Annotated in this window: 19 protein-coding genes and 4 pseudogenes; 12 read left to right on the plus strand and 11 right to left on the minus strand. The window is 49.1% G+C overall.

Going from position 1 to position 25,071, the window contains the following annotated elements:
- The first annotated feature begins 209 nt into the window (after positions 1-209).
- The 4 genes from nifJ to uspF all read left to right on the plus strand — a co-directional run bounded on the left by nifJ (position 210) and on the right by uspF (position 6,115).
- The gene (gene nifJ, locus RYZ59_RS13035) at positions 210-3,734 is read left to right on the plus strand and encodes a pyruvate:ferredoxin (flavodoxin) oxidoreductase (RefSeq protein ID WP_318048343.1); all 3,525 of its coding nucleotides are present in this window, start codon (positions 210-212) and stop codon (positions 3,732-3,734) included.
- A gap of 369 nt (positions 3,735-4,103) precedes the next feature.
- Complete coding sequence (ompC, locus tag RYZ59_RS13040) at positions 4,104-5,234, plus strand: porin OmpC (RefSeq protein ID WP_137363851.1); 1,131 nt, start codon at positions 4,104-4,106, stop codon at positions 5,232-5,234.
- Between the two features lie 152 nt (positions 5,235-5,386).
- Positions 5,387-5,599: a KTSC domain-containing protein gene (locus RYZ59_RS13045; RefSeq protein ID WP_016153189.1), complete on the plus strand. Its 213-nt coding sequence runs from the start codon at positions 5,387-5,389 to the stop codon at positions 5,597-5,599.
- Positions 5,600-5,680: 81 nt separating this feature from the next.
- Positions 5,681-6,115 carry a universal stress protein UspF gene (uspF, locus tag RYZ59_RS13050; protein WP_003833207.1) on the plus strand — a complete coding sequence of 145 codons (435 nt, stop codon included), beginning with the start codon at positions 5,681-5,683 and terminating at the stop codon, positions 6,113-6,115.
- A 181-nt stretch (positions 6,116-6,296) separates the two neighbouring features.
- On the opposite strand, the gene RYZ59_RS13055 is transcribed toward uspF, so the two are convergent.
- On the minus strand, positions 6,297-6,659 hold the full coding sequence (locus RYZ59_RS13055) for a hypothetical protein (RefSeq protein WP_318048349.1): 363 nt from the start codon (positions 6,657-6,659) through the stop codon (positions 6,297-6,299).
- A gap of 760 nt (positions 6,660-7,419) precedes the next feature.
- Between RYZ59_RS13055 and RYZ59_RS13060 the strand changes: the two are divergent.
- Both RYZ59_RS13060 and ttcA read left to right on the plus strand, forming a co-directional pair.
- Positions 7,420-7,686: pseudogene (locus RYZ59_RS13060) on the plus strand (tyrosine-type recombinase/integrase); the annotation flags it as partial.
- 49 nt (positions 7,687-7,735) lie between these two features.
- Positions 7,736-8,671 (plus strand): tRNA 2-thiocytidine(32) synthetase TtcA, encoded by a 936-nt coding sequence (ttcA, locus tag RYZ59_RS13065; protein WP_318048352.1) that lies wholly within the window; start codon positions 7,736-7,738, stop codon positions 8,669-8,671.
- A 77-nt stretch (positions 8,672-8,748) separates the two neighbouring features.
- Here the strand turns inward: ttcA and dbpA are convergent, their stop codons facing one another.
- From dbpA to RYZ59_RS13085, 4 genes and pseudogenes are all read right to left on the minus strand, one after another.
- Positions 8,749-10,122, minus strand: coding sequence for an ATP-dependent RNA helicase DbpA (dbpA, locus tag RYZ59_RS13070; RefSeq protein WP_318048355.1), 1,374 nt, complete (start codon positions 10,120-10,122; stop codon positions 8,749-8,751).
- A gap of 28 nt (positions 10,123-10,150) precedes the next feature.
- A pseudogene (locus RYZ59_RS13075) lies at positions 10,151-10,279 on the minus strand (hypothetical protein); the annotation flags it as partial.
- A 329-nt stretch (positions 10,280-10,608) separates the two neighbouring features.
- Positions 10,609-11,592 carry a zinc transporter ZntB gene (gene zntB / locus RYZ59_RS13080; protein ID WP_005126644.1) on the minus strand — a complete coding sequence of 328 codons (984 nt, stop codon included), beginning with the start codon at positions 11,590-11,592 and terminating at the stop codon, positions 10,609-10,611.
- 157 nt (positions 11,593-11,749) lie between these two features.
- Positions 11,750-12,906, minus strand: a pseudogene (locus tag RYZ59_RS13085) (methyl-accepting chemotaxis protein).
- A 411-nt stretch (positions 12,907-13,317) separates the two neighbouring features.
- Between RYZ59_RS13085 and RYZ59_RS13090 the strand changes: the two are divergent.
- Positions 13,318-15,432 carry a putative bifunctional diguanylate cyclase/phosphodiesterase gene (locus tag RYZ59_RS13090; RefSeq protein ID WP_318048361.1) on the plus strand — a complete coding sequence of 705 codons (2,115 nt, stop codon included), beginning with the start codon at positions 13,318-13,320 and terminating at the stop codon, positions 15,430-15,432.
- A gap of 67 nt (positions 15,433-15,499) precedes the next feature.
- Entirely contained in the window at positions 15,500-16,732 is a 1,233-nt protein-coding gene (locus RYZ59_RS13095) for a sensor domain-containing diguanylate cyclase (protein WP_318048364.1), read from the plus strand.
- Between the two features lie 12 nt (positions 16,733-16,744).
- Here the strand turns inward: RYZ59_RS13095 and smrA are convergent, their stop codons facing one another.
- Positions 16,745-17,308, minus strand: coding sequence for a DNA endonuclease SmrA (smrA, locus tag RYZ59_RS13100; protein WP_318048365.1), 564 nt, complete (start codon positions 17,306-17,308; stop codon positions 16,745-16,747).
- 197 nt (positions 17,309-17,505) lie between these two features.
- On the opposite strand from smrA, the gene ogt reads away from it, so the two are divergent.
- Both ogt and fnr read left to right on the plus strand, forming a co-directional pair.
- Entirely contained in the window at positions 17,506-18,021 is a 516-nt protein-coding gene (gene ogt, locus RYZ59_RS13105; protein WP_121584698.1) for a methylated-DNA--[protein]-cysteine S-methyltransferase, read from the plus strand.
- Positions 18,022-18,215: 194 nt separating this feature from the next.
- The gene (gene fnr / locus RYZ59_RS13110) at positions 18,216-18,968 is read left to right on the plus strand and encodes a fumarate/nitrate reduction transcriptional regulator Fnr (RefSeq protein ID WP_003020397.1); all 753 of its coding nucleotides are present in this window, start codon (positions 18,216-18,218) and stop codon (positions 18,966-18,968) included.
- Between the two features lie 136 nt (positions 18,969-19,104).
- Here fnr and RYZ59_RS13115 read toward each other — a convergent pair whose 3' ends face one another.
- On the minus strand, positions 19,105-19,917 hold the full coding sequence (locus RYZ59_RS13115; RefSeq protein ID WP_318048369.1) for a class I SAM-dependent methyltransferase: 813 nt from the start codon (positions 19,915-19,917) through the stop codon (positions 19,105-19,107).
- 313 nt (positions 19,918-20,230) lie between these two features.
- On the opposite strand from RYZ59_RS13115, the gene uspE reads away from it, so the two are divergent.
- Complete coding sequence (gene uspE, locus RYZ59_RS13120; protein ID WP_271441974.1) at positions 20,231-21,181, plus strand: universal stress protein UspE; 951 nt, start codon at positions 20,231-20,233, stop codon at positions 21,179-21,181.
- 48 nt (positions 21,182-21,229) lie between these two features.
- On the opposite strand, the gene RYZ59_RS13125 is transcribed toward uspE, so the two are convergent.
- Positions 21,230-21,490: a DUF2534 family protein gene (locus RYZ59_RS13125; RefSeq protein WP_048211538.1), complete on the minus strand. Its 261-nt coding sequence runs from the start codon at positions 21,488-21,490 to the stop codon at positions 21,230-21,232.
- 245 nt (positions 21,491-21,735) lie between these two features.
- Between RYZ59_RS13125 and RYZ59_RS13130 the strand changes: the two genes are divergently transcribed.
- Positions 21,736-22,767 carry a mechanosensitive ion channel family protein gene (locus RYZ59_RS13130; protein ID WP_318048375.1) on the plus strand — a complete coding sequence of 344 codons (1,032 nt, stop codon included), beginning with the start codon at positions 21,736-21,738 and terminating at the stop codon, positions 22,765-22,767.
- A 38-nt stretch (positions 22,768-22,805) separates the two neighbouring features.
- On the opposite strand, the gene RYZ59_RS13135 is transcribed toward RYZ59_RS13130, so the two are convergent.
- The 3 genes and pseudogenes from RYZ59_RS13135 to RYZ59_RS13145 form a co-directional block, all read right to left on the minus strand.
- Positions 22,806-23,858, minus strand: a complete 1,053-nt coding sequence (locus RYZ59_RS13135; protein ID WP_137381758.1) for an NAD(P)-dependent alcohol dehydrogenase — start codon at positions 23,856-23,858, stop codon at positions 22,806-22,808.
- Between the two features lie 42 nt (positions 23,859-23,900).
- Positions 23,901-24,308, minus strand: coding sequence for a cupin domain-containing protein (locus RYZ59_RS13140; protein WP_249357525.1), 408 nt, complete (start codon positions 24,306-24,308; stop codon positions 23,901-23,903).
- A gap of 57 nt (positions 24,309-24,365) precedes the next feature.
- Positions 24,366-24,971, minus strand: a pseudogene (locus RYZ59_RS13145) (carboxymuconolactone decarboxylase family protein); the annotation flags it as partial.
- Between the last annotated feature and the right edge of the window lie 100 nt (positions 24,972-25,071).

Consider the following 25,071-nt stretch of genomic DNA (forward strand, 5'->3'; position numbering starts at 1 on the left):
GTCGAGAGGCAAAATGCGCATTTATGCGTGCTGTTTACATTTTCTGGCAATTTTTTGGCTACTCCTTTGATCAAACCATTCATTCTGTTTATTCCAGGGACACAAAAGCGAAAATGTGCCTGAAAGCCTTTTGCTAAAATAAAAGAATAATTACAGGACTCGCTACTGTTACGCGTGTCCCTCTTTTTGCGCAATGTAAGGGTGTCAGTATGCAAACAATTGACGGTAATGGTGCGGTTGCTTCGGTTGCCTTTCGTACCAGCGAGGTTATCGCCATCTACCCGATTACGCCGAGCTCGACGATGGCGGAACAGGCAGACGCCTGGGCCGGGAACGGGCTTAAAAACGTCTGGGGAGATACCCCTCGCGTCGTAGAAATGCAGTCAGAAGGCGGCGCAATCGCGACCGTTCACGGCGCATTGCAGACCGGTGCGCTCTCAACGTCGTTTACCTCATCGCAGGGTCTGCTGTTGATGATCCCAACGCTGTACAAGCTGGCCGGTCAGTTGACGCCATTTGTGCTGCACGTTGCCGCGCGTACCATTGCTACTCATGCGCTGTCTATCTTCGGCGACCATTCCGACGTAATGGCCGTGCGCCAGACAGGCTGCGCCATGCTCTGCGCCAGCAGCGTCCAGGAAGCACAGGATTTCGCGCTGATTTCACAAATCGCCACGCTGAAAAGCCGCGTCCCTTTTATTCATTTCTTTGATGGTTTCCGCACATCGCATGAAATCAATAAAATTGTGCCGCTGGCCGATGACACGATCCTCAGCCTGATGCCGCAAGCTGAAATTGATGCACATCGGGCTCGTGCGCTTAATCCAGAGCATCCGGTTATTCGCGGGACGTCTGCCAACCCGGACACTTACTTCCAGTCACGCGAAGCGACGAACCCATGGTACAACGCGGTTTACGATCACGTAGAACAGGCGATGAACGATTTCGCCACGGCGACGGGTCGTCAGTACCAGCCATTTGAGTATTACGGTCATCCACAGGCAGAGCGTGTCATTATCTTGATGGGTTCCGCGATTGGTACCTGCGAAGAAGTCGTCGAAGAGTTACTTGCTCGTGGAGAGAAAGTTGGCGTCCTGAAAGTTCGGCTGTTCCGCCCCTTCTCCGCCAGACATTTACTGCAGGCATTACCAGAAACGGCGCGTAGCGTTGCCGTTCTGGATCGCACCAAAGAGCCTGGCGCCCAGGCTGAACCGTTGTATCTGGATGTAATGACCGCGTTGGCAGAAGCCTTTAACTGCGGCGAGCGGGAAACATTACCGCGCGTCATTGGCGGGCGTTACGGGCTTTCTTCTAAAGAGTTTGGCCCGGACTGCGTGATGGCGGTATTTAATGAACTGAGCAGCGCTAAGCCCAAATCGCGTTTTACGGTCGGTATTTATGACGACGTCACCAATTTGTCGCTGCCTCTGCCAGAAAACACCCTGCCCGGTACCGCCAAGCTCGAAGCGCTGTTCTATGGTCTGGGCAGCGACGGCAGCGTATCGGCCACCAAAAATAATATCAAGATTATCGGTAACTCCACGCCGTGGTACGCGCAGGGCTATTTCGTCTATGATTCGAAAAAAGCAGGCGGTCTGACCGTTTCTCATCTGCGCGTCAGTGAGAAGCCTATCCGTTCGGCGTATCTGGTATCGCAGGCTGATTTTGTCGGCTGCCATCAGTTGCAGTTTATCGATAAATATCAAATGGCCGAGCGTCTGAAGCCTGGCGGTATTTTCCTGCTCAATACGCCGTATAGCGTGGATGAAGTCTGGACTCGCCTGCCGCAGGAAGTTCAGGCGGTTCTGAATCAGAAGAAAGCCCGTTTCTATGTGATTAATGCGGCCAAAATCGCACGTGAGTGCGGTCTGGCCGCACGTATTAACACCGTCATGCAAATGGCGTTCTTCCATCTGACGCAAATCTTACCCGGTGACAGCGCCCTGGCTGAATTGCAGGGCGCCATAGCCAAAAGCTATAGCAGCAAAGGTCAGGATCTGGTTGAACGTAACTGGCAGGCGCTGGCGCTGGCACGTGAATCCGTCGCCGAGGTGGCACTGCAACCGGTCGATCCGCACAGCGCCAACCGTCCGCCGGTCGTTTCTGATGCCGCGCCTGATTTTGTAAAAACCGTGACAGCAGCGATGCTCGCCGGTCTGGGTGATGCCCTTCCCGTTTCAGCGTTACCACCAGACGGTACCTGGCCGATGGGAACCACGCGTTGGGAAAAACGCAATATCGCCGAAGAGATCCCCATCTGGAAGGAAGAGCTGTGTACCCAGTGTAACCACTGCGTTGCCGCTTGCCCGCACTCGGCAATCCGCGCCAAAGTGGTTTCACCTGAAGCGATGGAAAACGCTCCTGCCAGCCTGCATTCTCTGGATGTGAAATCTCGCGATATGCGCGGTCAGAAGTACGTACTGCAGGTTGCACCTGAAGATTGCACCGGCTGTAATCTGTGCGTCGAAGTTTGCCCGGCGAAAGATCGCCAGAATCCTGAGATCAAGGCCATCAATATGATGTCGCGCCTTGAACACGTTGAAGAAGAAAAAGTGAATTATGACTTCTTCCTCAATCTGCCGGAGATCGACCGCAGCAAGCTGGAACGCATTGATATCCGTACCTCGCAGTTAATCACTCCGCTGTTTGAATATTCCGGAGCCTGTTCCGGTTGCGGTGAAACGCCGTATATCAAACTCCTTACGCAGTTGTACGGCGATCGTATGTTGATCGCCAACGCCACTGGCTGTTCATCAATTTATGGCGGTAACCTGCCCTCAACGCCGTATACCACCGATGCTAATGGCCGTGGGCCGGCGTGGGCGAACTCACTGTTTGAAGATAACGCCGAGTTTGGTTTGGGCTTCCGTCTGACGGTAGATCAGCATCGTGTGCGCGTCATGCGTTTACTGGAACAGTTTGCCGATAAAATCCCGGCTGAGCTGAATGACGCCCTGCACGCGGAGGCAACACCAGAAGTCCGTCGTGAGCAAGTTGCAGCGTTGCGCCAGCATCTGCAGGGTGTCGAAGACGCACAGCAGTTGCTGACCGACGCCGATGCGCTGGTGGAGAAATCCATTTGGCTGATTGGTGGTGATGGCTGGGCCTATGACATAGGCTTTGGTGGTCTGGACCATGTCTTAAGCCTGACCGAGAACGTTAACATTCTGGTACTGGATACCCAGTGTTACTCCAACACTGGCGGACAAGCGTCAAAAGCCACACCGCTCGGTGCCGTGACTAAATTCGGCGAGCATGGTAAACGCAAGGCCCGTAAAGATCTTGGTGTCAGTATGATGATGTACGGCCATGTATACGTGGCGCAGATCTCGTTGGGCGCACAGCTAAACCAGACGGTGAAAGCAATTCAGGAAGCGGAGTCTTATCCGGGCCCGTCGCTGATTATTGCGTACAGCCCTTGCGAAGAACATGGCTACGATCTCGCGTTGAGTCACGATCAGATGCGTCAACTCACCGCAACCGGGTTCTGGCCATTGTATCGCTTTGATCCGCGTCGTGCAGATGAAGGCAAATTACCGCTGGCATTGGATTCTCGTCCACCGTCAGACGCGCTGGCTGAAACATTGCTTAATGAGCAACGATTCCGTCGTCTGAATGCGCAACAACCCGAGGTTGCGGAGCAACTGTGGAAAGACGCAACGGCTGACTTGCAAAAACGCTACGATTTCCTGGCGCAATTGGCAGGAAAAGCAGAAAAGAGCAGTACTGATTAATACGCTCAGTTAGGTATTAACCTGGAGTCAAAAAAAAGCCCGAACAATTGTTCGGGCTTGTCAATTTATTCGCTGGGTAGTGAGCATTCCTACTAACATACCAACGAAAATAAATTAAATCGTGACAATAAAGGCATATAACCTGCGCAGAGTAACGCAATAAAATCCCCTTGTATAATTTTTATTTTATATATGTTCACAACAAAACATTCATGATAATTATCACCATTTCAGCGGAATTATTTATTTAAGGTTTTACTTAAGACGTAACAATTCATATTTATCTCTTTACGGAACTTCTCCTTTAGCATGCTTTTACTCCCTACACGGGTAGTCACAGGTTAATAAAAAAACTAAAGGATTATTTCAATGAACAGAAAAGTATTGGCACTCGTAATTCCTGCACTGTTAGCTGCTGGCGCTGCTCACGCTGCTGAAGTTTATAATAAAGACGGCAACAAATTAGATCTCTATGGCAAAGTAGACGGCCTGCATTACTTCTCCGACGACGCCAACAGCGATGGCGATCAGACTTATATGCGTATGGGCTTCAAAGGTGAAACTCAGGTTAACGATATGATCACCGGTTATGGCCAGTGGGAATATCAGGTTCAGGCTAACGGTACTGAAAGCGGCGATAAAGGTGATTCCTGGACTCGTCTGGCCTTCGCCGGTATTAAAGTTGGCGACTACGGTTCATTCGACTACGGTCGTAACTACGGTGTACTGTACGACGTAGAAGGCTGGACCGATATGCTGCCAGAATTCGGTGGAGACTCCTATACCAAGGCTGATAACTTCATGACCGGTCGTGCTAACGGCGTAGCGACCTACCGTAACACTGACTTCTTCGGTCTGGTTGACGGTCTGAACGTTGCGCTGCAGTATCAGGGCGCGAACGAAAGTCAAAACGGGCAGGAAGGCACCAATAATAGTGGTGACCGTAATGTGAAGAACTCCAACGGTGACGGCTTCGGTATCTCCTCTACCTACGATCTGGGTATGGGCGTAAGCTTCGGTGCAGCATATACCTCTTCCGATCGTACCAACGAACAGGTAAATCAATCCACTGCTGGCGGCGACAAAGCGGATGCGTGGACTGCCGGTCTGAAATACGACGCGAACAACATCTATCTGGCAACCATGTATTCTGAAACCCGTAATATGACACCATATGGCGGCTCAAAAGGTAGCAAATATACTGTTGCCAACAAAACTCAGAACTTCGAAGTCACTGCACAGTACCAGTTCGACTTCGGCCTGCGTCCGGAAGTGTCTTTCCTGATGTCTAAAGGTAAAGATCTGGGCGTAAATGGATCTGACGGCGACCAGGATCTGGTGAAATATGCATCCGTAGGCGCTACTTACTACTTCAACAAAAACTTCTCTACCTATGTTGATTACAAAATCAACCTGCTGGATGAAGATAAAAGCTTCTACACCCAGAACGACATCTCTACCGATGACGTTGTAGCACTGGGTATGGTTTACCAGTTCTAATCTGTCTCTGTCAGCCCGCTGGCCACAGCGGGCTGACCTTTCATTAATAGCAATTTTGTTTTATCCAGATCAAAACGTTATATCTGTTGCGTTAAAACACACCTTTGATAGATGATATCTTGCATTAACACCTGTAGTAGAGGATACCTGCAATGAATCATCACCCCGTTAAATCATCCCGTATTGCATCCGTCGGCTATGACGAATCCTCTCGCACACTTGAAATTCGCTTTCATCAATTGTCTACGCTGCAATATCAACATGTCCCGGCGCGTATTTTTCGAGATTTCCTGAGCGTAGTCTCTAAAGGTCGATTTTATGATGGGGTTATAAAAGGGAAATTTCCTGAAATCAAAATAAAGTGATGCCAAAATGTGATCTTTGTCATTGTACATAAAGTGCCATTACGCGGTAAGCTTTACGTGGATACTTAAACAGGAGGTTTTATGAACAGAACGATTCTTGTACCCATCGATATTTCAGACTCAGAATTAACTCAACGCGTTATTGCCCATGTTGAAGCAGAGGCAAAAATTGACGATGCGCAGGTGCATTTTCTGACCGTTATTCCGTCACTGCCCTATTACGCTTCTTTGGGACTGGCCTACTCGGCAGAGTTACCGGCCATGGACGATCTGAAAGCCGAAGCGAAATCTCAACTGGAAGAGATTATCAAGAAGTTCAATATCCCAACGGACAGAGTGCATGTTCACGTTGCTGAAGGTGCGCCAAAAGATAAAATCCTGGAGATCGCGAAAAAATTACCGGCAGATATGGTCATTATTGCGTCACACCGACCGGACATCACCACTTATCTGCTGGGCTCTAACGCCGCAGCCGTGGTGCGTCACGCGGAGTGTTCAGTTCTGGTGGTTCGCTAAGCTGTCTGGCCCGCATACCGTTGCGGGCTTTTTGTTTCTCCCTCTTTTACCCCGCGATTCCTGACCTGGAGGGAAAAATAGCTGATGGTTCCATGTCGGCAGATAAAGCTATCTGGTTGCTGTAACGCATAGCGTGCGGAAGGTAAAAAATCAGTGCTCTGATTTAGTAGCACCGAGATGATTAATCCACAAATGAACACAGATAAGAGTAAAGACTTTCGCTGCCATCTTTATGGTATACAACCAGTCCGCTATCAAGTTGATCGTTTGAGTTCGAGTACAGTTGCGCAGTGTTACCCTTATCGTCTTTCCAGTTTTCAAGATAAACCCTTCCTTTTTGGCTATCTCTTATCCATTGCCCCGTATCAGAAGGCGTAAAAGCATCTCCTCTAACAGTCAACCCCCGCTCTCCCTGCGCTTCACTTCGTTCTGCGACTAACTCACGCCCAGAGCCATTTACATCAAAACTACATGCAATTCTTTGAACATTAGCTTCCGTTGCAGCAGAAGAAAGGAGTAAAACAATCATCATCAACTTTTTCATTGCCAGCCTTTATCATCGAATTTTTTCGAACAGATGATATATGGTGCAATTGATAAATCAATAAACCCAGCGTATCTGATACCCTACAGATATGATTACATTGACGAACTGCCATCAAACATGACCGTTCCCGCATTATTGATACCACTTCGAACACTGGATACACAAAGTTGTTCCTCTGTCCATCTGTTAGATTTGCAGTAAGTAACGCAATACATAATCAGCATCAATACCCAATACCTTACTTCAATTATTCTTGAGCTCGACAATCCTGTTCCGGATGTCAACTTTTGATGGCCACCTGTGTGGCGCTTTAATTGATGAGATACTCGCGGAAAACGTGTCTTGCGTTGCGTCGAGTGCCATTAATTTACCTTTGGAAATGCCGACAGGCAATGAAGAGAGACGATAAGTGAAATTACTAATAGTGTTCATGGGAGTATGCCTTCTTGCTGCATGTTCTACATCCCAGGAAATTAAACGCCCAGATGGTTCAAGTGAGTACGATATCCAATGTGGGGCTGCTACCGGATGGAATATTTGCTATTCAAAAGCCAATGAAGTTTGCCCCAACGGTTATCAAGATTTATCGAAAGAAGGTGGTTTCAACCGCAAAGAGTTACGCATCCTTTGTAAGAAGTGATCTTTTAGCCATTTCCATAGGTCTGCCCATGGCGATGGCATAAAAAAACCTGCGGTGCCGATGGCTTGCAAGGACGAGCTCAACGTTGTCAAATTGTGGCCCAATGCCTGGGGTGTAGGCGAGCAGAAACCTTACTACTCTGTGAGTAGTATCGGAATCAAATAAATCGCAGCGGTAAAACGTGCTGGTATTCGTCGCCGTAATCCGTACCATACGCGGCATACTTTTGCCTGCTGGCTGTTATCGGCTGGAGCGAACCCATCATTTATAGCTAATCAGATGGGGCATGAAAACGCGCAAATGGTGTACGAAGTCTACAGTACATGGATTGAAGTAATGAGTGGCGATCAGGTTGCCATGTTGAATAACAAACTCGCCCTGTGATGGCAGTTTGCCCCTTATATGCCCCTTTTGGTTTTTGAGAATGGTAAGAATGCAAGATAATCAACAAGTTACAAAGAAAGAACAATACAACCTGAACAAATTACAGAAACGCCTGCGTCGTAACGTGGGTGAAGCTATTGCCGATTTCAATATGATCGAAGACGGCGATCGCATTATGGTGTGTCTTTCCGGTGGGAAAGATAGCTACACCATGCTGGAAATCCTGCGGAATTTGCAGCAAAGCGCCCCGATCAGTTTCTCTTTGGTCGCCGTAAATCTGGATCAAAAACAACCGGGCTTCCCGGAGCACATCCTGCCTGAGTATCTGGAACAACTGGGTGTTGAGTATAAAATTGTCGAAGAAAACACCTACGGGATCGTCAAAGATAAAATCCCTGAAGGCAAAACGACCTGCTCTCTGTGTTCCCGTCTGCGCCGCGGCATTTTGTACCGTACGGCAACCAAATTAGGCGCCACCAAAATTGCGCTGGGACACCATCGCGACGACATCCTGCAAACGCTGTTTTTAAACATGTTCTACGGCGGAAAAATGAAAGGTATGCCGCCGAAGCTGATGAGCGATGATGGTAAGCATATTGTGATCCGTCCGCTGGCCTATTGCCGCGAAAAAGATATCGAGCGTTTCTCTGAAGCGAAAGGCTTCCCGATTATTCCGTGCAACCTGTGTGGTTCACAGCCTAACCTGCAGCGTCAGGTGATCGCGGATATGCTGCGTGACTGGGACAAGCGCTATCCAGGTCGTATTGAAACGATGTTCAGTGCGATGCAGAATGTGGTGCCTTCTCACCTGAGCGATATTAATCTGTTCGATTTTAAAGGCATCAAGCACGGTTCAGAAGTGGTAGATGGCGGTGATCTGGCATTCGATCGTGAAGAGATCCCACTGCAACCAGCAGGCTGGCAGCCGGAAGAAGATGAAAACCAGTTAGATGAGTTGCGTCTGAACGTGGTGGAAGTGAAGTAAACCTCTGTCAGGCCTACAACGTGCACAAGCGCTGTAGGCCTGATAAGCGGAGCGCCATCAGGCACGCCTACGGGCATTTATTTTAATAAACGAACCCGGCAGTTCTTGCCTTTGATCTTACCATTCTGCAGCTGCTTCCACGCTTTATGTGCCACCGACTGGCGAACGGCCACGTAGACATGCGCCGGATGCACGGCAATCTTGCCGATATCTGCCCCGTCCAGACCAATATCTCCGGTCAATGCCCCTAATACATCACCAGGCCGCATTTTCGCTTTTTTACCGCCATCGATGCACAGCGTCGCCATCTCAGCCTCCAGCGGCAGAATTGAGCCATTACCCGGTGCGGGTAGCCAGTTCAGCTTCAGTTGCAGCATCTCGGACAGAATATTGGCACGTTGCGCTTCTTCCGGCGCACAGAAGCTAATTGCCAGACCACTGTTACCCGCACGGGCAGTACGTCCAATACGGTGTACATGAACTTCCGCATCCCATGCCAGTTCAAAGTTAACCACCAGCTCGAGCGATTTAATATCCAGGCCACGCGCCGCCACATCGGTGGCAACCAGCACACGAGCACTGCCGTTGGCAAAACGTACCAGCGTCTGGTCCCGATCGCGTTGCTCAAGATCGCCGTGAAGCGATAATGCGCTTTGCCCTGCTGCGTTCAGTGCATCACAAACGGCCTGACAATCTTTTTTGGTGTTACAGAAAACCACACATGATGCCGGCTGATGCTGACTAAGCAATTTTTGCAACAGCGGAATTTTGCCGTGTGAGGAGATTTCAAAGAATTGTTGTTCAATCGCTGGCAACGCATCGACTGTATCAATCTCAATCGTTATCGGATTATTCTGTACGCGACCACTGATCGCAGCAATCGCTTCCGGCCAGGTTGCGGAAAACAGCAATGTCTGACGTGACGCTGGCGCAAAACGGATCACGTCATCAATGGCATCACTAAATCCCATATCCAGCATCCGGTCGGCTTCATCCATCACCAGCGTATTCAACGCATCAAGGGAGACGGTGCCTTTTTGCAGGTGGTCGAGTAAACGTCCCGGCGTGGCAACAATAATATGTGGGGCATGTTGCAGAGAATCACGCTGAGCGCCAAAGGGCTGGCCACCGCACAGCGTTAAAATTTTGGTATTTGGCAGAAAACGCGCCAGACGACGCAATTCCCCGGCGACCTGGTCAGCCAGTTCGCGTGTTGGGCACAGTACCAGCGACTGAGTCTGAAACAGTGCAGCATCTATGTGCTGTAACAGGCCAAGACCAAACGCGGCCGTTTTGCCACTGCCGGTTTTTGCCTGCACGCGAACATCTTTTCCTGCCAGGATTGCCGGCAACGCAGCGGCCTGAACAGGCGTCATTTCAAGATAACCCAGCTCATTAAGATTCTCGAGTTGGGCGGCAGGCAAAACATTCAGGGTCGAAAAAGCGGTCACAATTTAATCTCGCGGTAAAAACTCACATTCAGCAGGCGCGTATCCTCGCAGATCTGCGCCCGTGATGCGACAATTTAATCGGCTCTTCATCCGGCGACGGGTCCGGCATAGGTTGCGGACGAGGTATTGGATCGGGAATCGGAACCGGGTCGGTGGGGACAGTATCGAAATGGGGTCGTTGCAACGGCAACGGGGCGAATAAGCAGGTCATATTACCCTCCAGTGAGTCAGACTGACCCTTTTAGGGTAGACGCTGGTTTCCTGCAGGCAAAAAAAAGCCGACTAATCTAAGTCGGCGTCGTACGAATCAATTGTGCTATGCAGTAATTCAAAAAAGGAAGTAAGACAATATGGAGCGCAACGCCCATCGCTTGACGTTGCATTCACCTGCGAGAGAGATATTGCCCCGAATAGGTAGATGGTTTATTGACCTCGCTCAAAAACTTCGCCGTTTTCACTCACGAAAGTCGCTAAAAAACGTAGTTGTTACAACCATTTACTACGATGCAACCATAAAGTAACACCACCAATCAGGACAACTAACAGAATACAGAATAGTGAAAAACCAAACTGCCAGCCGCCACCGGGAATCCCCCCGAGATTGACGCCAAACAGTCCGGTTAAAAATGTGCTGGGCAGAAAAACCATTGCCATCAACGACATGGTATAGGTTCTTCGCGCCAGAGATTCCTGCATAACCTGAGCAATTTCATCCGCCATAATGCCCGTTCGGGCGATGCACGCATCGATCTCATCCAGCCCTCTTCCCAACCTGTCGGCGATATCCTGCATCCGACGTCGGTGATCGTCAGTCATCCACGGTAAACGTTCACTCGCCAGGCGCGCATAAGCATCGCGCTGAGGGGCCATATAACGCCGCATGACTATCAGTTGTTTGCGCAGTAATGCCAGAAAACCGCGAGGCGGGATCTGCTGGTCCAGCAGGTTGTCTTCGAGATCGATAATTTTGTCATGCAATTGTTCGATAAACTCACTGGCATGATCGGTTAAGGCATCACAAACATCCACAAGCCAGCTACCACAGTCAGACGGTCCCGTCCCTTCCTGCAAGTCACTCACCACATCATCCAGTGCCAGCACTTTACGCTGACGCGTTGAGACAATCAGGCGTTCGTCCATATATAAGCGCATGGCGACAAGTTGGTCAGGGCGTTCGTCGGTGCTGCCATTAATACAGCGTAACGTAATCAGCGTCCCTTCCCCGACCCGGCTTACGCGTGGGCGAGTACTTTCACCCGCCAACGCATCACGCACATTATTAGGAAGCAGAGGCGTTGTCGCCAGCCATTGCGCGCTATCAGAATGGGTGTAATTAAGATGCAGCCAGCACGGATGCGCACTGTCGATAACATCGTTGTCTTCCAGCGGTTTCACGCCACCGCGACCATCCAGCAGCCAGGCAAACACGGCATCCGGCACATTAACTTCGGTTCCCTTAATGGCTTCCACAGCGCCTCCATAAACATTCAAACTTTTCGTTAGTCTAGTCTTCAGTATATGTTAAGCAATATCGCATTGTCCCATTATGCTGAAATGATTCATAAAAGTGTTCAAGAAAATAAAAAGCGCCGACGGGTTCGGCGCTGTGACGAGCAGATGTTGAATCTTAAAATGAAGAACCGTATTTAACCCGTTGACGTAGTCCGGAAACAGGGGGATCCCGATGCAAGATCGTGGTTGTTTCGACAGACATATTTTTACTTAAGCGAAATTTATGTGTACGTGACAGAAGATCATTCACCTGACTTTTCAGGATGCCGGACGAATCAGATAACTCATCGACCATGATGACATTACTTTGCGTCACGTTTTCCAGTTCGGTCAGAACCTGGGTAATTCTGGTGATCCCGTTTTCCTGTTCCCGTGTGGTTGTTAATATCTCCGCCATCAGTTGATTTAGCTGCCCTGCACCACCCACAATATCCTGCATGTTCTTTTCGGCTTCACGTACAACCGCCGCACCCTGCTGGACATTGTAATGCGTTTCATCGATAAGCCGTTTAATGCTTTTTGCCGCTTCTGCGCTACGGTGTGCCAATATTCTCACTTCACCTGCAACGACAGAAAAACCTTTGCCATGTTCGCCGCCTCAACCGCCGCATTCAATGCCAGAATATTCGTCTGGAATGCAATACCATCTATTAACGCGATAATTTCAGTCATCTGCTGAGCGCAGTCGGTGATCGAGCGCATATTGGTTGCGACCTGCACCATTAAATCGCCCCCCTGGCGAGCCGATTGTGTCGCAATATTTGCCTGGGTGCTCGCCATTTGCGTATTATCGGCATTATTGCGCGTACTAACCGCTATCTCATCCATATTTGCAGCTGTTTGCATTAACGCGCCAGACTGCTGTTCCGTTTTTACTGACAATTCGGCGCTACGCTCTGCGAGCTGTTCGGAAAGCGTCATCACGGTCCGCGAAGAGGTTCTGATCTCACTGACTAACGTAGAAATATTACTCGCCAGACTGTTAATTCCCGGAATAAGTCTGCCTGCACAGTTATTACCGAACTCAGGAATACTCATCGCCAGATTCCCTGCGGTCACCTCTTCAATGCTTTCTTTTACCGTATTAATCGGCACGACGAGATATTTTGTCATATACCACCATAAATATAATAGTGAAATAGTACAAACTACATCAGTGCCAATAATGACATCAAATCCTGCAGATAATATTACCTCTACGACATTGAGGGCCACTACGGTACATACCAGAAATAAAATAATAAACGTTCTGACGCTTATGTTATTTAACATTTTAATCCCACCAGCCAAAGAATAACGCGGAGTATTATTTTTTATAGCACCTGCAATGCAGATTGCCATTCCGCGATACCGAAAGTTCCATTTTCAATGAGAGCATGTCACCTTTTCACTTAAAGCACACTATCACACTACCAGTTTACATTAGTCTGGTTGTTTATCCTGCATAAGCTGGTGTTCACGCCAGTTGCCAGACTATTGTCACCCAGTGCACAATACGAACAAAAATACACCAAACCATAAATATGGTGAATGTTTTCATAAGCGAACATCACATATTCCACCGTTATAGCGGCTCAGACTAATACTGCTGACAGGAAAATAAGAACGCGCCGGGTTTTACCAGGTTAACTGGACAGAATCTGCTAGATTTATCATCACGGTTTTTTATCGATGGGTAGTAAGATGTTGCACGTGTCATGGGACCCTGTACTGATTGGGATTTCCTTTGTTGTCGCATTCATTGCTTCGTTTATTGCCCTCGATAGCGCAGGGAAAGTGGCGATCTCCAGTCGTCGGGAATCGACTTTCTGGCGTTTATCTGGCGGTGCAACGCTGGGGATGGGGATCTGGTCGATGCATTTTATTGGCATGCTGGCCATGAAAATGAGTATGCCGATTAATTATCACTTTTCGCTCACGGCATTTTCTTTTTTGATCGCACTCATTTCCGCGACGCTTGCCATCAATATTGCAATATCAGGTCAAACGCTTTCGACCAGGCGGCTTATTGTTGCAACAAGCCTATTAAGCACCGGTGTTGTGGCCATGCACTACGTTGGCATGGTCGCTATCGTTGAACATGTTGCTATCCGCTGGCAGTTCTCACTCATTTTACTTTCCGTGGTCATTGCCATTATTGCGTCAGGGATCGGCCTGTGGTTAGCTTTTCATTTGCGGCAAAATACCCGACGCGCATTAATAAACCGACTTATTGCCGCTCTGGTAATGGCACTGGCGATTGCCTCAATGCATTACACCGGGATGGGAGCGGCCACCTTCACTCATTTCGGGCACACTGCGCATGATGGACTGAGCACGCTGGAACTCTCTATCTGGGTCTGCGCCATCACGCTGGTGATTCTGGGTATTATGCTGGTTATTTCGATGGTGGATTCTCAGCTACGCACCTCAAGACTGGCCGATAACCTGCATCAACTGAACTGCCAGCTTGAGCATCAGGTCCACTTCGATGCGCTGACCGGCCTTGCCAATCGAACGCAAATAGACGCCTGCTTACAGACCTGCCTGCGTCATTCCAAACTGCATCAACAACACTTCTCCCTGGTCTTTATCGACCTTGATCGATTCAAAATCGTAAACGACACCTGGGGCCATCACATTGGCGATCAGTTGCTTATCGCCAGCACACAACGCGTATACAGCTGTCTTGATGACACCATGACGCTGGCGAGGCTGGGCGGCGATGAATTTATCCTGCTGGTGCCAAACAGCAACCGGGAAGCAATTTCGGTACTGATGACCCGCATTGCCAGCGCCGTCAAAGAACCTTTTACACTGTTTGGACATACCATTCGTGTTTCGTTAAGCGCGGGAAGCAGTCTTTATCCCGAACACGGCTCAACGTTACATGAGCTAAAAGTAAAAGCCGATACTGCGATGTATCATGTCAAACAGGCGGGCAGAAACGGCTGGGCGATTTACACCCCTGAGATGGAGGCCATCGCCGATACGCCGCCAACGTTCTTGCAGGAACTGTCACAAGCGCTTGAGCGGAATCAATTCGAATTATGGTATCAACCTAAATACACCGCCGGGGATCACTCTCTGACAGGTTTTGAGGCGTTGTTACGCTGGCATCATCCTGAACGCGGCGTTCTGCTGCCGGCTGAATTCCTGCCCGCACTTGAAGAAACGGGGTTGATTATTCCTGTCGGCACCTGGATTCTCCAGCAGGCATGCCGCCAGTTATATCAATGGAAGTCACAAGGCCACACGGAGTGGACCCTTGCCGTTAATCTGTCGCCCGCCCAGTTTGAACAACCTGATATTGTCGATATAGTCTGCAACGCCCTGGCGCAGTATCAGCTTTCACCAGCACATCTCACGCTGGAACTGACTGAAAGTACGGCACTTAAAAATTTAAAACGCAGCGTGGAAGTCCTGAACGCGTTTGCCGATTTGGGGATCACCGTTTCTATTGATGATTTTGGCACCGGTTATTCAAATATATTGATGCTGAAATCACTTCCGGCGCGAGAATTAAAAATAGACAGAATATTTGTCAAAGATATTAGTGAGAACAGCAAAAATACAAAAATCGTGTCTACTATTATTGACATAGCGCACTCTATGAATATGTGCGTTGTGGCGGAGGGGATAGAGACCCAGGAGCAGGAAACGCTGTTAACCCAGATGGGCTGCGGTGTGCTGCAAGGCTTCCTGTATGCGAAACCGCTGCCGGCACATAAAATCTATGAATTGATACAAACTGAAAACGCCACAAAAGTAAAACCAACGGTACAACCCTTGTCTCACCGACAATCAATAACATTGTGAGATTGCATAATTAAAAAAATTCGCCAATAAACCGGCAACACAGCATATGAAGATAACGGGATTATCGATGAGCATAAACGAGCTGCATTCACTGGATTTATTAACCATTCCGGTCTGGATCGTTTCGCCACATACCGAAGAACTGGTGTTCGCCAATACCGTTGCACGGGAACTGATGCAGGCCCCGTGTTTCCCCCCTCTCAGAAAAGGCACATTCTCCACGCACGCACAAAATGATTTACCTATGTATCTCAGTGATTTGCGCAATCATCATGACATTGTGGAGATTCTCACGGTTTACCGCGAAAACGAGGAAATCGCGCTGGCCTGTCGCTTGTCCATCAGGACGCTTCAGGATATAGGTGATGTTATCCTCTATGAAGGCATTGAAACACCGACAGCGCAAGGTCTGAAAGCCAGCCGATCTGCCACCTATCAGCGGAAAAAACAAGGATTCTATGCCCGTTTTTTCCAGACTAACTCAGCACCAATGTTGCTTATCGATCCGTCACGCGACGGATTGATTGTGGATGCAAACCTCAGTGCCCTGAATTTCTATGGCTATGATCATGACGTGATGTGTCAGAAGCATACCTGGGAAATCAATATGCTGGGGCGCCATATATTGCCGGTAATGCATAAAATTGCGCATCTGCCTGGCGGTCATAAGCCCTTACATTTTGTCCACAGACTTGCCGATGGAAGCACCCGTCACGTACAAACCTATGCCGGCCCTATCGAAATCTACGGCAATAAGCTGATGCTGTGTATTGTTCACGATATTACCGAGCAAAAACGTCTGGAACTGGAACTGGAACGCGCCGCCTTGCATGACGCGTTAACCGGGTTACTCAACCGGCGGCATTTTTATCAGATAACTGAGTCAGAACAGACACACGCAACATCGTTAACGCAGGATTACAGTTTACTGCTAATCGATACCGATCGGTTTAAAAGCATTAACGATCTTTTCGGGCATTTAAAAGGCGATGATGTACTTTGCGCGCTGGCACGCACCCTGGAATCCTGTGCAAGAAAAGACGATCTGGTTTTTCGTTGGGGGGGAGAAGAGTTTGTGCTGCTTTTACCACGAACGTCTTTAGATGCAGCCCTTAATCTCGCTGAAGTCATACGCGCGACGGTAGCCAAGGTGAGTCTCCCAGGCCTTCTCCGCTTTACCGTCAGTATTGGTGTGGCGCGACACGAAACCAATGAAAGTATTGATGAGTTATTTAAGCGCGTGGACGACGCATTGTATAAAGCCAAAAATGAAGGCAGAAACAGAGTGCTGGCTGCCTGATGACTGCCGTGGTTAGCGACTACGTTTAGCGTGGCGTTCCCAGTTCTCCTGTTTCGCCTGCGCCGTTTTACGTAACGCCACATAACATGCCCCGCTGCCGCCATGATGCGGCAGTGCGGTGCAGAAAGCCTGCACATCATCAAACTCCGTTAACCAACGCGCGACGTAGCTACGAATGATATTGGCATGGGAGTTATCATCACGCCCCTTGCCGTGAATCACCAGGACATTGCGCAGCCCATCCTGCTGCGCCTGTAAAATAAAGCTAAATAGCATCTGGCGGCAGGTTTCAACGGACTGCCGCACAAGATTAAGGCTTGCTTGTTGCGGATATTTCCCGGTTCGCAGCTTGTCAGTCACGCCATGCTGTAACCCTTCGCGACGAAATTCCAGCGGAACGCTCAGCAGGACGATATCCAGAAAACCTGTCGAGAGAAAGTTATCCAGCTGCAGCGTATCAATACGTGCCGGGGCGCGAAGATTACGCGTTGGCTGCCAGTGAACATCGGCGCATCCCTTCAGTGGTTGAACATCCCCCATGGCGTCAAGAAACAGCGATGCATCATCAAGGTTCATGTTTCATCCTCCAGCGATTATGCGACGGTCATTATCATAACCGCGCACTATTATACCGACAACGGTTTACGGTTATTTCCAATAACGCACCATGCGACATTCCTTTACCTCCACAAGTTAAGATCCGTTTTTGGGGGTATAGCTGCAACTATCACTGACATGATAATGTGTAACCCCGCCTGTAATGAGAGAAACGGATGCTGAACTTACTTGAAGACACCATTGCAACGCCCCTTGGCCCGTTGTGGGTAATTTGTGATGAGCAATTTCGCCTGCGTGCGGTTGAATGGGATCAACATCGCGATCGTATGGAGCAATTGCTGGATATTCATTATCGTTCTGAGGGTTATCAGCGTATTGCTGCCAAAAACCCCGGAGGGCTAAGCGATAAGCTGGCAGAGTATTTTGCGGGAAATCTCAGCATTATAGACACGCTTGAAACCGCAACCGCGGGAACCCCTTTCCAACGCGAGGTCTGGAAAGCGTTGCGTACTATCCCCTGCGGGCAGGTCATGCATTATGGACAACTGGCTGAACAGCTGGGGCGCCCCGGTGCCGCCAGAGCCGTTGGCGCGGCTAATGGTTCCAATCCTGTCAGCATCGTCGTCCCATGCCACCGCGTGATTGGACGGAATGGCACAATGACTGGATATGCGGGTGGCGTGCAGCGAAAAGAGTGGTTATTGCGCCATGAAGGCTATCTACTACTCTAGAATCCAGGCAATTAATGCCTTATTCATCACACTTCCACACAATACAGCCACAAATAAAATGCGGTTAATCAGATAGATACAAACATTCAACTCGCTTATGCCTGAATTATTCTCTATTGGGAGTAGCTCAGGCTTACGTGCTCACCAAAAAGATGTTAAAATTGACAAATATCAATTACGGCTTGAGCAGACCTATGATCCCGGAAAAGCGAATTATACGGCGCATTCAGTCTGGCGGTTGTGCTATCCATTGCCAGGATTGCAGCATCAGCCAGCTTTGCATCCCGTTCACACTTAACGAGCATGAGCTTGACCAGCTCGATAACATCATCGAGCGCAAAAAGCCTATCCAAAAGGGGCAAACGCTCTTTAAAGCAGGTGACGAGCTTAAGTCACTCTATGCTATCCGTTCCGGAACGATAAAAAGCTATACCATTACCGAACAAGGCGATGAGCAAATCACCGGTTTCCACTTAGCGGGTGACCTGGTTGGTTTTGACGCAATTGGCAGCGGTCATCACCCAAGCTTTGCCCAGGCGCTGGAAACGTCAATGGTATGCGAAATTCCTTTCGAAACCCTGGATGACCTGTCCGGTAAAATGCCGAACCTGCGTCAGCAGATGATGCGTCTGATGAGTGGCGAAATCAAAGGCGACCAGGACATGATCCTGCTGTTATCGAAGAAGAATGCTGAAGAGCGCCTGGCGGCCTTTATCTACAATTTGTCCCGCCGTTTTGCCCAGCGAGGCTTTTCTCCGCGCGAATTCCGTCTGACGATGACCCGTGGCGATATCGGGAATTACCTCGGCCTGACGGTTGAAACCATCAGCCGCCTGCTGGGTCGCTTCCAGAAAAGCGGTATGCTGGCGGTGAAAGGTAAATATATCACGATTGAGAATAGCGATGCGCTGGCCGTCCTGGCTGGACACACGCGTAACGTTGCGTAACCTTCTCAGCTAACCTTCTGTCAAATCTATAAATTTTCCGATTTAACGATCTGGCAGGAGGTTCCGCTTTCCTCCTCTTCCAGCAAAGTCGCATGCCCACCAGCCTATTTTCCTGAGCGCATAAACGTCTCGCTTTTTACTCTGGCTTCCTGGCAAGATAAATAACGGTAACGAAATTGCGCTTAACCGTGCCACCGAAATCGTTATTGATGATTCTCTCTATCTCACAGAGAAATGTTGCGCGATCCGTTTCATTCAGGCGAGCCACCGGGGAGAATGTCGATACGAGTTGAATTGTTCGTCTGACATCCATTTGAGACGCCCATCTGATCTCCTCGCTGAGGATCTCGGTAAATCCGGATTTAGTCAGATCGTTAATCCTTTCGTCTTTTTGTAATGGATAGGGGTGACGGTAGCCGGCCTTGTGCGAAGGGCTGGTGCTCAGGGGGGCAAATAAGTGATTTGTTTTCTGCATAAAAGCGTCCATGTTGGTTGGATCACCAAAAACAGTCCACCACATAGCAAACCATCCTCCAGACCGCAAAAGTTGGAAAACCTTTTCGAGTCCCTTTGCAGGATCAACCCAGTGAAAAGACGTTGCGGCAATGCCTAAATCAAAGTAACTCGTTGGCAATTTAGCATCTTCAAAGGTGGAATGGACTAGCGTAAATGAATTCTGCGGATAACCTTCCAGCCGTTTGTTTAACTTCATCGCCAAATTCGGGTCGGGTTCAATTGCAGTAACCTGATAGCCCATATTCAGCAGTTTTTCCGTTGCCTGCGCCGTTCCTGGCCCAATCTCGAAAGCCTGAAAATGGTTTTCAGAACCGCAATGTTTTTTCAATAAATCATATACCCGTTCAGGATAATCAGGCCTGCCCTCCTGGTAGATCTCAGTGTTCCGGCCAAACAAGGCGCGCCCTTCTTCAAGAGGAATAGGATTTTGCATTTTTGTTCCTTATAAATATCTAACCATTCCAGTCTTCATTATTCATAGCCTGTTGCTAAATCAGGAATAACCCTACTCTTCACCTGTGTAAATAACGGCAACCAGGAGAAACAAATGATGTGCTGAAAGCAATGTTGCTCCCGGCGGAAGTCATATCCTGAGAAAAAGTGGTTTACATTGAGTTGGATGTAGGCTGAAACCACAGATTCCCTCCATTTATTGATCTGACTGAAGGTTCTCCCCTGTTTCAATCCACATTATTGGGTTACTCTTTTAAATACAAACTGCGGTGACAGTTGTAAGGAGACCCTGTATGGCTATGTATCAAAACATGCTGGTAGTCATCGATCCAAACCAGGACGATCAACCAGCATTACGGCGAGCAGTTTATTTGCATCAACGGATTGGTGGCAAAATTAAAGCCTTTTTGCCGATCTATGACTTTTCCTACGAAATGACCACCCTGCTGTCGCCGGACGAGCGTACGGCAATGCGTCAGGGGGTCATCAGCCAGCGAACAGCATGGATACGTGAACAAGCGAAATACTATATCGAAGCAGGGATCCCGCTTGATATTAAAGTGGTCTGGCACAACCGTCCCTTCGAAGCCATCATCCAGGAAGTGATCAGCGCTAAGCATGACCTGGTGCTCAAAATGGCACACCAGCACGACCGCCTTGAAGCCGTGATTTTCACACCAACCGACTGGCATTTATTGCGTAAATGTCCAAGCCCGGTGTGGATGGTCAAAGACCAGCCGTGGCCGGAAGGTGGTAAAGCGCTGGTGGCGGTGAATCTCGCCAGTGAAGAGGCGTATCACAATGCACTCAACGAAAAACTGGTCAAAGAAACGTTGCAGCTTGCAGAACAGGTTAACCATACCGAAGTACACCTGGTGGGCGCCTATCCTGTAACGCCTATCAACATTGCGATTGAGCTACCTGAATTTGATCCCAGCGTGTACAACGACGCCATCCGTGGACAACATCTGCTGGCCATGAAGGCGTTACGCCAAAAATTCAGTATTGATGAAAAAGTTACACACGTTGAAAAAGGATTGCCTGAAGAGGTCATCCCGGATTTAGCTGAGCATTTACAGGCGGGTATCGTGGTTCTCGGCACCGTTGGGCGCACCGGCATATCAGCCGCGTTTTTGGGGAATACCGCAGAACAGGTTATCGACCATCTGCGTTGCGACCTGCTGGTTATCAAACCGGATCAGTACCAGACCCCGGTTGAACTGGACGACGACGAAGACGATTAATCCTGCAGCACAATGCCGGATGGCGATGTCATCCGGCATGACATGTATTTAGTGCTTCTCCTCGCCTCCGAGGAAATAGATACCGAGCGGAATAGCCAGCAAAATAGTAAAAACCATACTGTAGACGCAAATCATTGCGGATTGAATGGCATACATCGAAGCAGTCCAGTCAGAAAGCGGAATGTCATACTGTTCAATGACGCCACCAATCGTCGCGCGCGTCACAACCGATGCCGCAATAATAAATACCCCAAGCAGACATAACAGAAACTTCCGTCCCTTCGCTGTCTTCAGCTTAGCCATGATCATAATATCGTCCTTTTGCAGATGAAAACCGCGTTACTTTGTAGCAACAATACCATGACATCAACTCACTGTCTGCTACATACGCCACACTCAGACTTGACATGCGCACTATTCGCCTGAAAATAACGCTGATTGTATTATTTCTCTCACCTTTTGATGAATGATCTGACAGCCTGAACTGGGTAAAATATCCGCTGATGAAGGATGTCAGATGATATTTAGCTAACACGGAGTAACCTGGGAGAATCATGATCGCTGAACTGTTTATAAATAATGCGTTTAATTTAACGGTAATTCTCTGCAGCTGTGCAGCGTTAGTCCTGATGAGCGTCTGGTTTCATCGTAGTGAAAAACACTGCAAAGGATTCATATTCCATGCAGCACAGTTTTTTGTTTATGCCATTATCATTGGTACGTTTGGCACTATTGCCAATAACGTCATCGATAGCTATAAGCTGAAATTTATTTCCCCAAGCGTGGTCGACTTTATCTGTACCTCGTTGATTGCGTTGATCCTGACGATAAAACTCTTTCTGGTCATCAACCAGTTTGAAAAAACGCAGATTACCAAGGGCAGAGATATCACCAGTGCGCGGATCATGTCGCGCATCATTAAGATTACCATCGTCGTCGCTATCATCTTGCTGTACGGTGAGCATTTTGGCATGAGCCTGTCAGGGCTGTTAACGTTCGGCGGCATCGGCGGTATCGCTGTCGGTATGGCAGGTAAAGATATCCTGAGTAATTTTTTCTCTGGCATTATGCTCTACTTCGACAGACCGTTTAGCATCGGTGACTGGATCCGCTCTCCGGACCGAAATATCGAAGGTACAGTGACGGAAATCGGCTGGAGAATGACCAAAATAAACACCTTCGACCACCGTCCGTTATATGTGCCGAACTCAATTTTCTCTTCCATCAGTGTAGAAAACCCGGGGCGGATGAGTAATCGACGAATCAAAACGGTGATCGGGTTACGTTATGAAGATGCAGATAAAATTAGCGCAGTTGTCGAGTCGGTCAGAAAAATGCTGCAAAGTCATCCCGGAATAGATCAAAAACAAACCCTGCTGGTCTATTTTAATGAGTTTGCCGATTCATCGCTGAATATCATGGTGTATTGCTTCACGAAAACCACCGTGTGGCAGGAATGGCTTGCTGTACAACAAGATGTGTACTTGAAAATAATTACAATAGTTCAGGAAAACGGTGCTGACTTTGCATTCCCCAGTCAGACGTTGTATATGGATAACGCCGAGGCACAACCTTCTGCCCACTAACCAAAACCAAGACGCGGATATCCGCGTCTTTTTTGCCTTTATTTCAGTGACGCGATATCAATGACAAAGCGGTATTTCACGTCGCTTTTCAACATCCGTTGCCACGCGGTATTAATATCCTGAATATTGATAACCTCAACATCGGCCGTAATGCCATGCTGACCGCAGAAATCCATCATCTCCTGAGTTTCCGCAATCCCCCCAATCACCGAACCCGCAACGGCTCTTCTACCGAGGATCAGCGGAACCGTGTTCAGGAACGGATCCAACGGCCCCAGATACCCCACCAGCACCAACGTTCCGCTAAGCGCCAGCGTTGGAATATATGGGTTCAGATCATGCACGTATGGAACGGTATCAATAATCAGGTCAAACTGATTCGCCGCGGCTTTCATCTGCTCGCTGTCTGTTGAAAGCACAACATGACTGGCTCCCAAACGTCTGGCATCAGCTTCTTTGCCTGGCGACCGCGTGAACAACGTAACATCAGCCCCCAATGCTTTAGCAAGCTTGATCGCCATGTGACCCAGTCCACCCAACCCAACAACAGCGACTTTACTCCCCTGCCCAACCTGCCAGTGACGCAACGGCGACCATGTGGTGATACCGGCGCACAACAACGGTGCAGCACCACGTAAGTCGATTCCTTCCGGCACCTTCACGACGAACTTCTCGGTCACGACAATCTTGTCAGAATAGCCGCCGAAAGTAGGCAGTCCATCATGACGGTCAGTATCGTTATACGTAAGGGTGTTTCCCTCTTCGCAATATTGCTCAAGACCCTGCTCGCAGGCGCTACAGTGCTGGCATGAATCAACCATACACCCCACGCCGGCAAGATCGCCGACCGCGAATTTTGTTACCGATTTCCCGACATGGACTACTCGCCCTATTATTTCGTGGCCGGGAACCATCGGATACGTAGCGCCGCCCCAGTCATTGTAGGCACTGTGGATGTCGGAATGACACACCCCACTGAATAATATTTCAATAACGACATCATCTTCACGCGGATCCCGACGAACAAAACTGTGCGGGACCAGATCTTCTTTCACCGCCAACGCGGCATAACCCTTCACGTTCATGACCATTTAGATCTCCTCAGGGATAACGTGCACCTCAACCAGCATAGCTCAGGGCAACAGGTTGTACTCGGCGTCAGCGACCGGCTCCAGCCATTCATTCGATGCGCCTGCAGCCGGGATTTCCACCGCAATATGAGCAAACCAGCTATCACGCGCAGCACCGTGCCAGTGTTTCATTCCCGCCGGAATATGAACCACATCACCCGTTTTCAGTTCTCGCGCGGGTTGATTCCACGCCTGATACCAGCCTCTGCCGCCAGTCACCAGCAGAATTTGACCGCCCTGATGATGAATGTGCCAAAAATTACGGCAGCCAGGTTCAAATGCCACGTTACCAATCACCACACCTTCCATTGAAAGCATGGTCAGATAGCTGGTTCCAGTGAAGTACTTCGCATAGGCTTCATTTTTCTCTCCCCGGGGAAAGACGCTGTTGCCATCAAATTGTTCGTTCATCATGACTCCCGTAGGGGTTTTAGCTGACTGTGTTCCTGAAATACATTCATCAAGAACTGCACGGGCATTTTCCGCAATCTCAGCACCACAGTCCTGCTCAAGTAGCGTAATAAACTCGATAAGTTGCTCAGGGCGGAACCCAACATTCAGGCTGATAGCAAAGTGACTTTTCAGTTGGCTGTTCACGCCGCCCAGTACGGCTAACGCAGAGACGGTTGCCAGTTCACGGGTCGGCCAGTCCAGCACATCACGCTGAAAAATATCGCCAAACAGATGTGCTTTAAGCCAGGTATCAATGGCAGGGGCAAAATCAAATAACGGGCCGCTAACCGGCTGTCCAACCAGTTGGGTTTGCGTTTGGCTTCCCGCCAGCAGGCTGTTCCAGTCAGCAGGTTGCGGCGTAGCGGATTTCCCTTCTGGACCCACAATCCCTTTTTCTTTACGGCCATTCACTACCGACATCAGGCACGACAGGCCATTCAGACTGCGGGGAAAACCACAGTACGCGTAAAGCTGCTGTAAAATCTCTTTCACTTCATTCAGGGTTAGCCCTGCATCTAACCCTGCATTAAGCGCTGCCTCCAGCTTATCTGGCTGTCCTGTGGCAGTGAATGCTGCAATGGGGACGACTGCCAGCTGTCTGGCATTCAAATGATTTGACATGTTCGATTCTCCGGGGAGGCGACAGTCTCTGCCGCCGAATGCTGAAAACGCTAAAATTATAGAGGCTCAGCGTATCGACGATTAGAGGGTAAAATAAGGA

Source organism: Citrobacter sp. HN-141 (assembly GCF_033341895.1).
Classification (GTDB): Bacteria; Pseudomonadota; Gammaproteobacteria; order Enterobacterales; family Enterobacteriaceae; genus Citrobacter.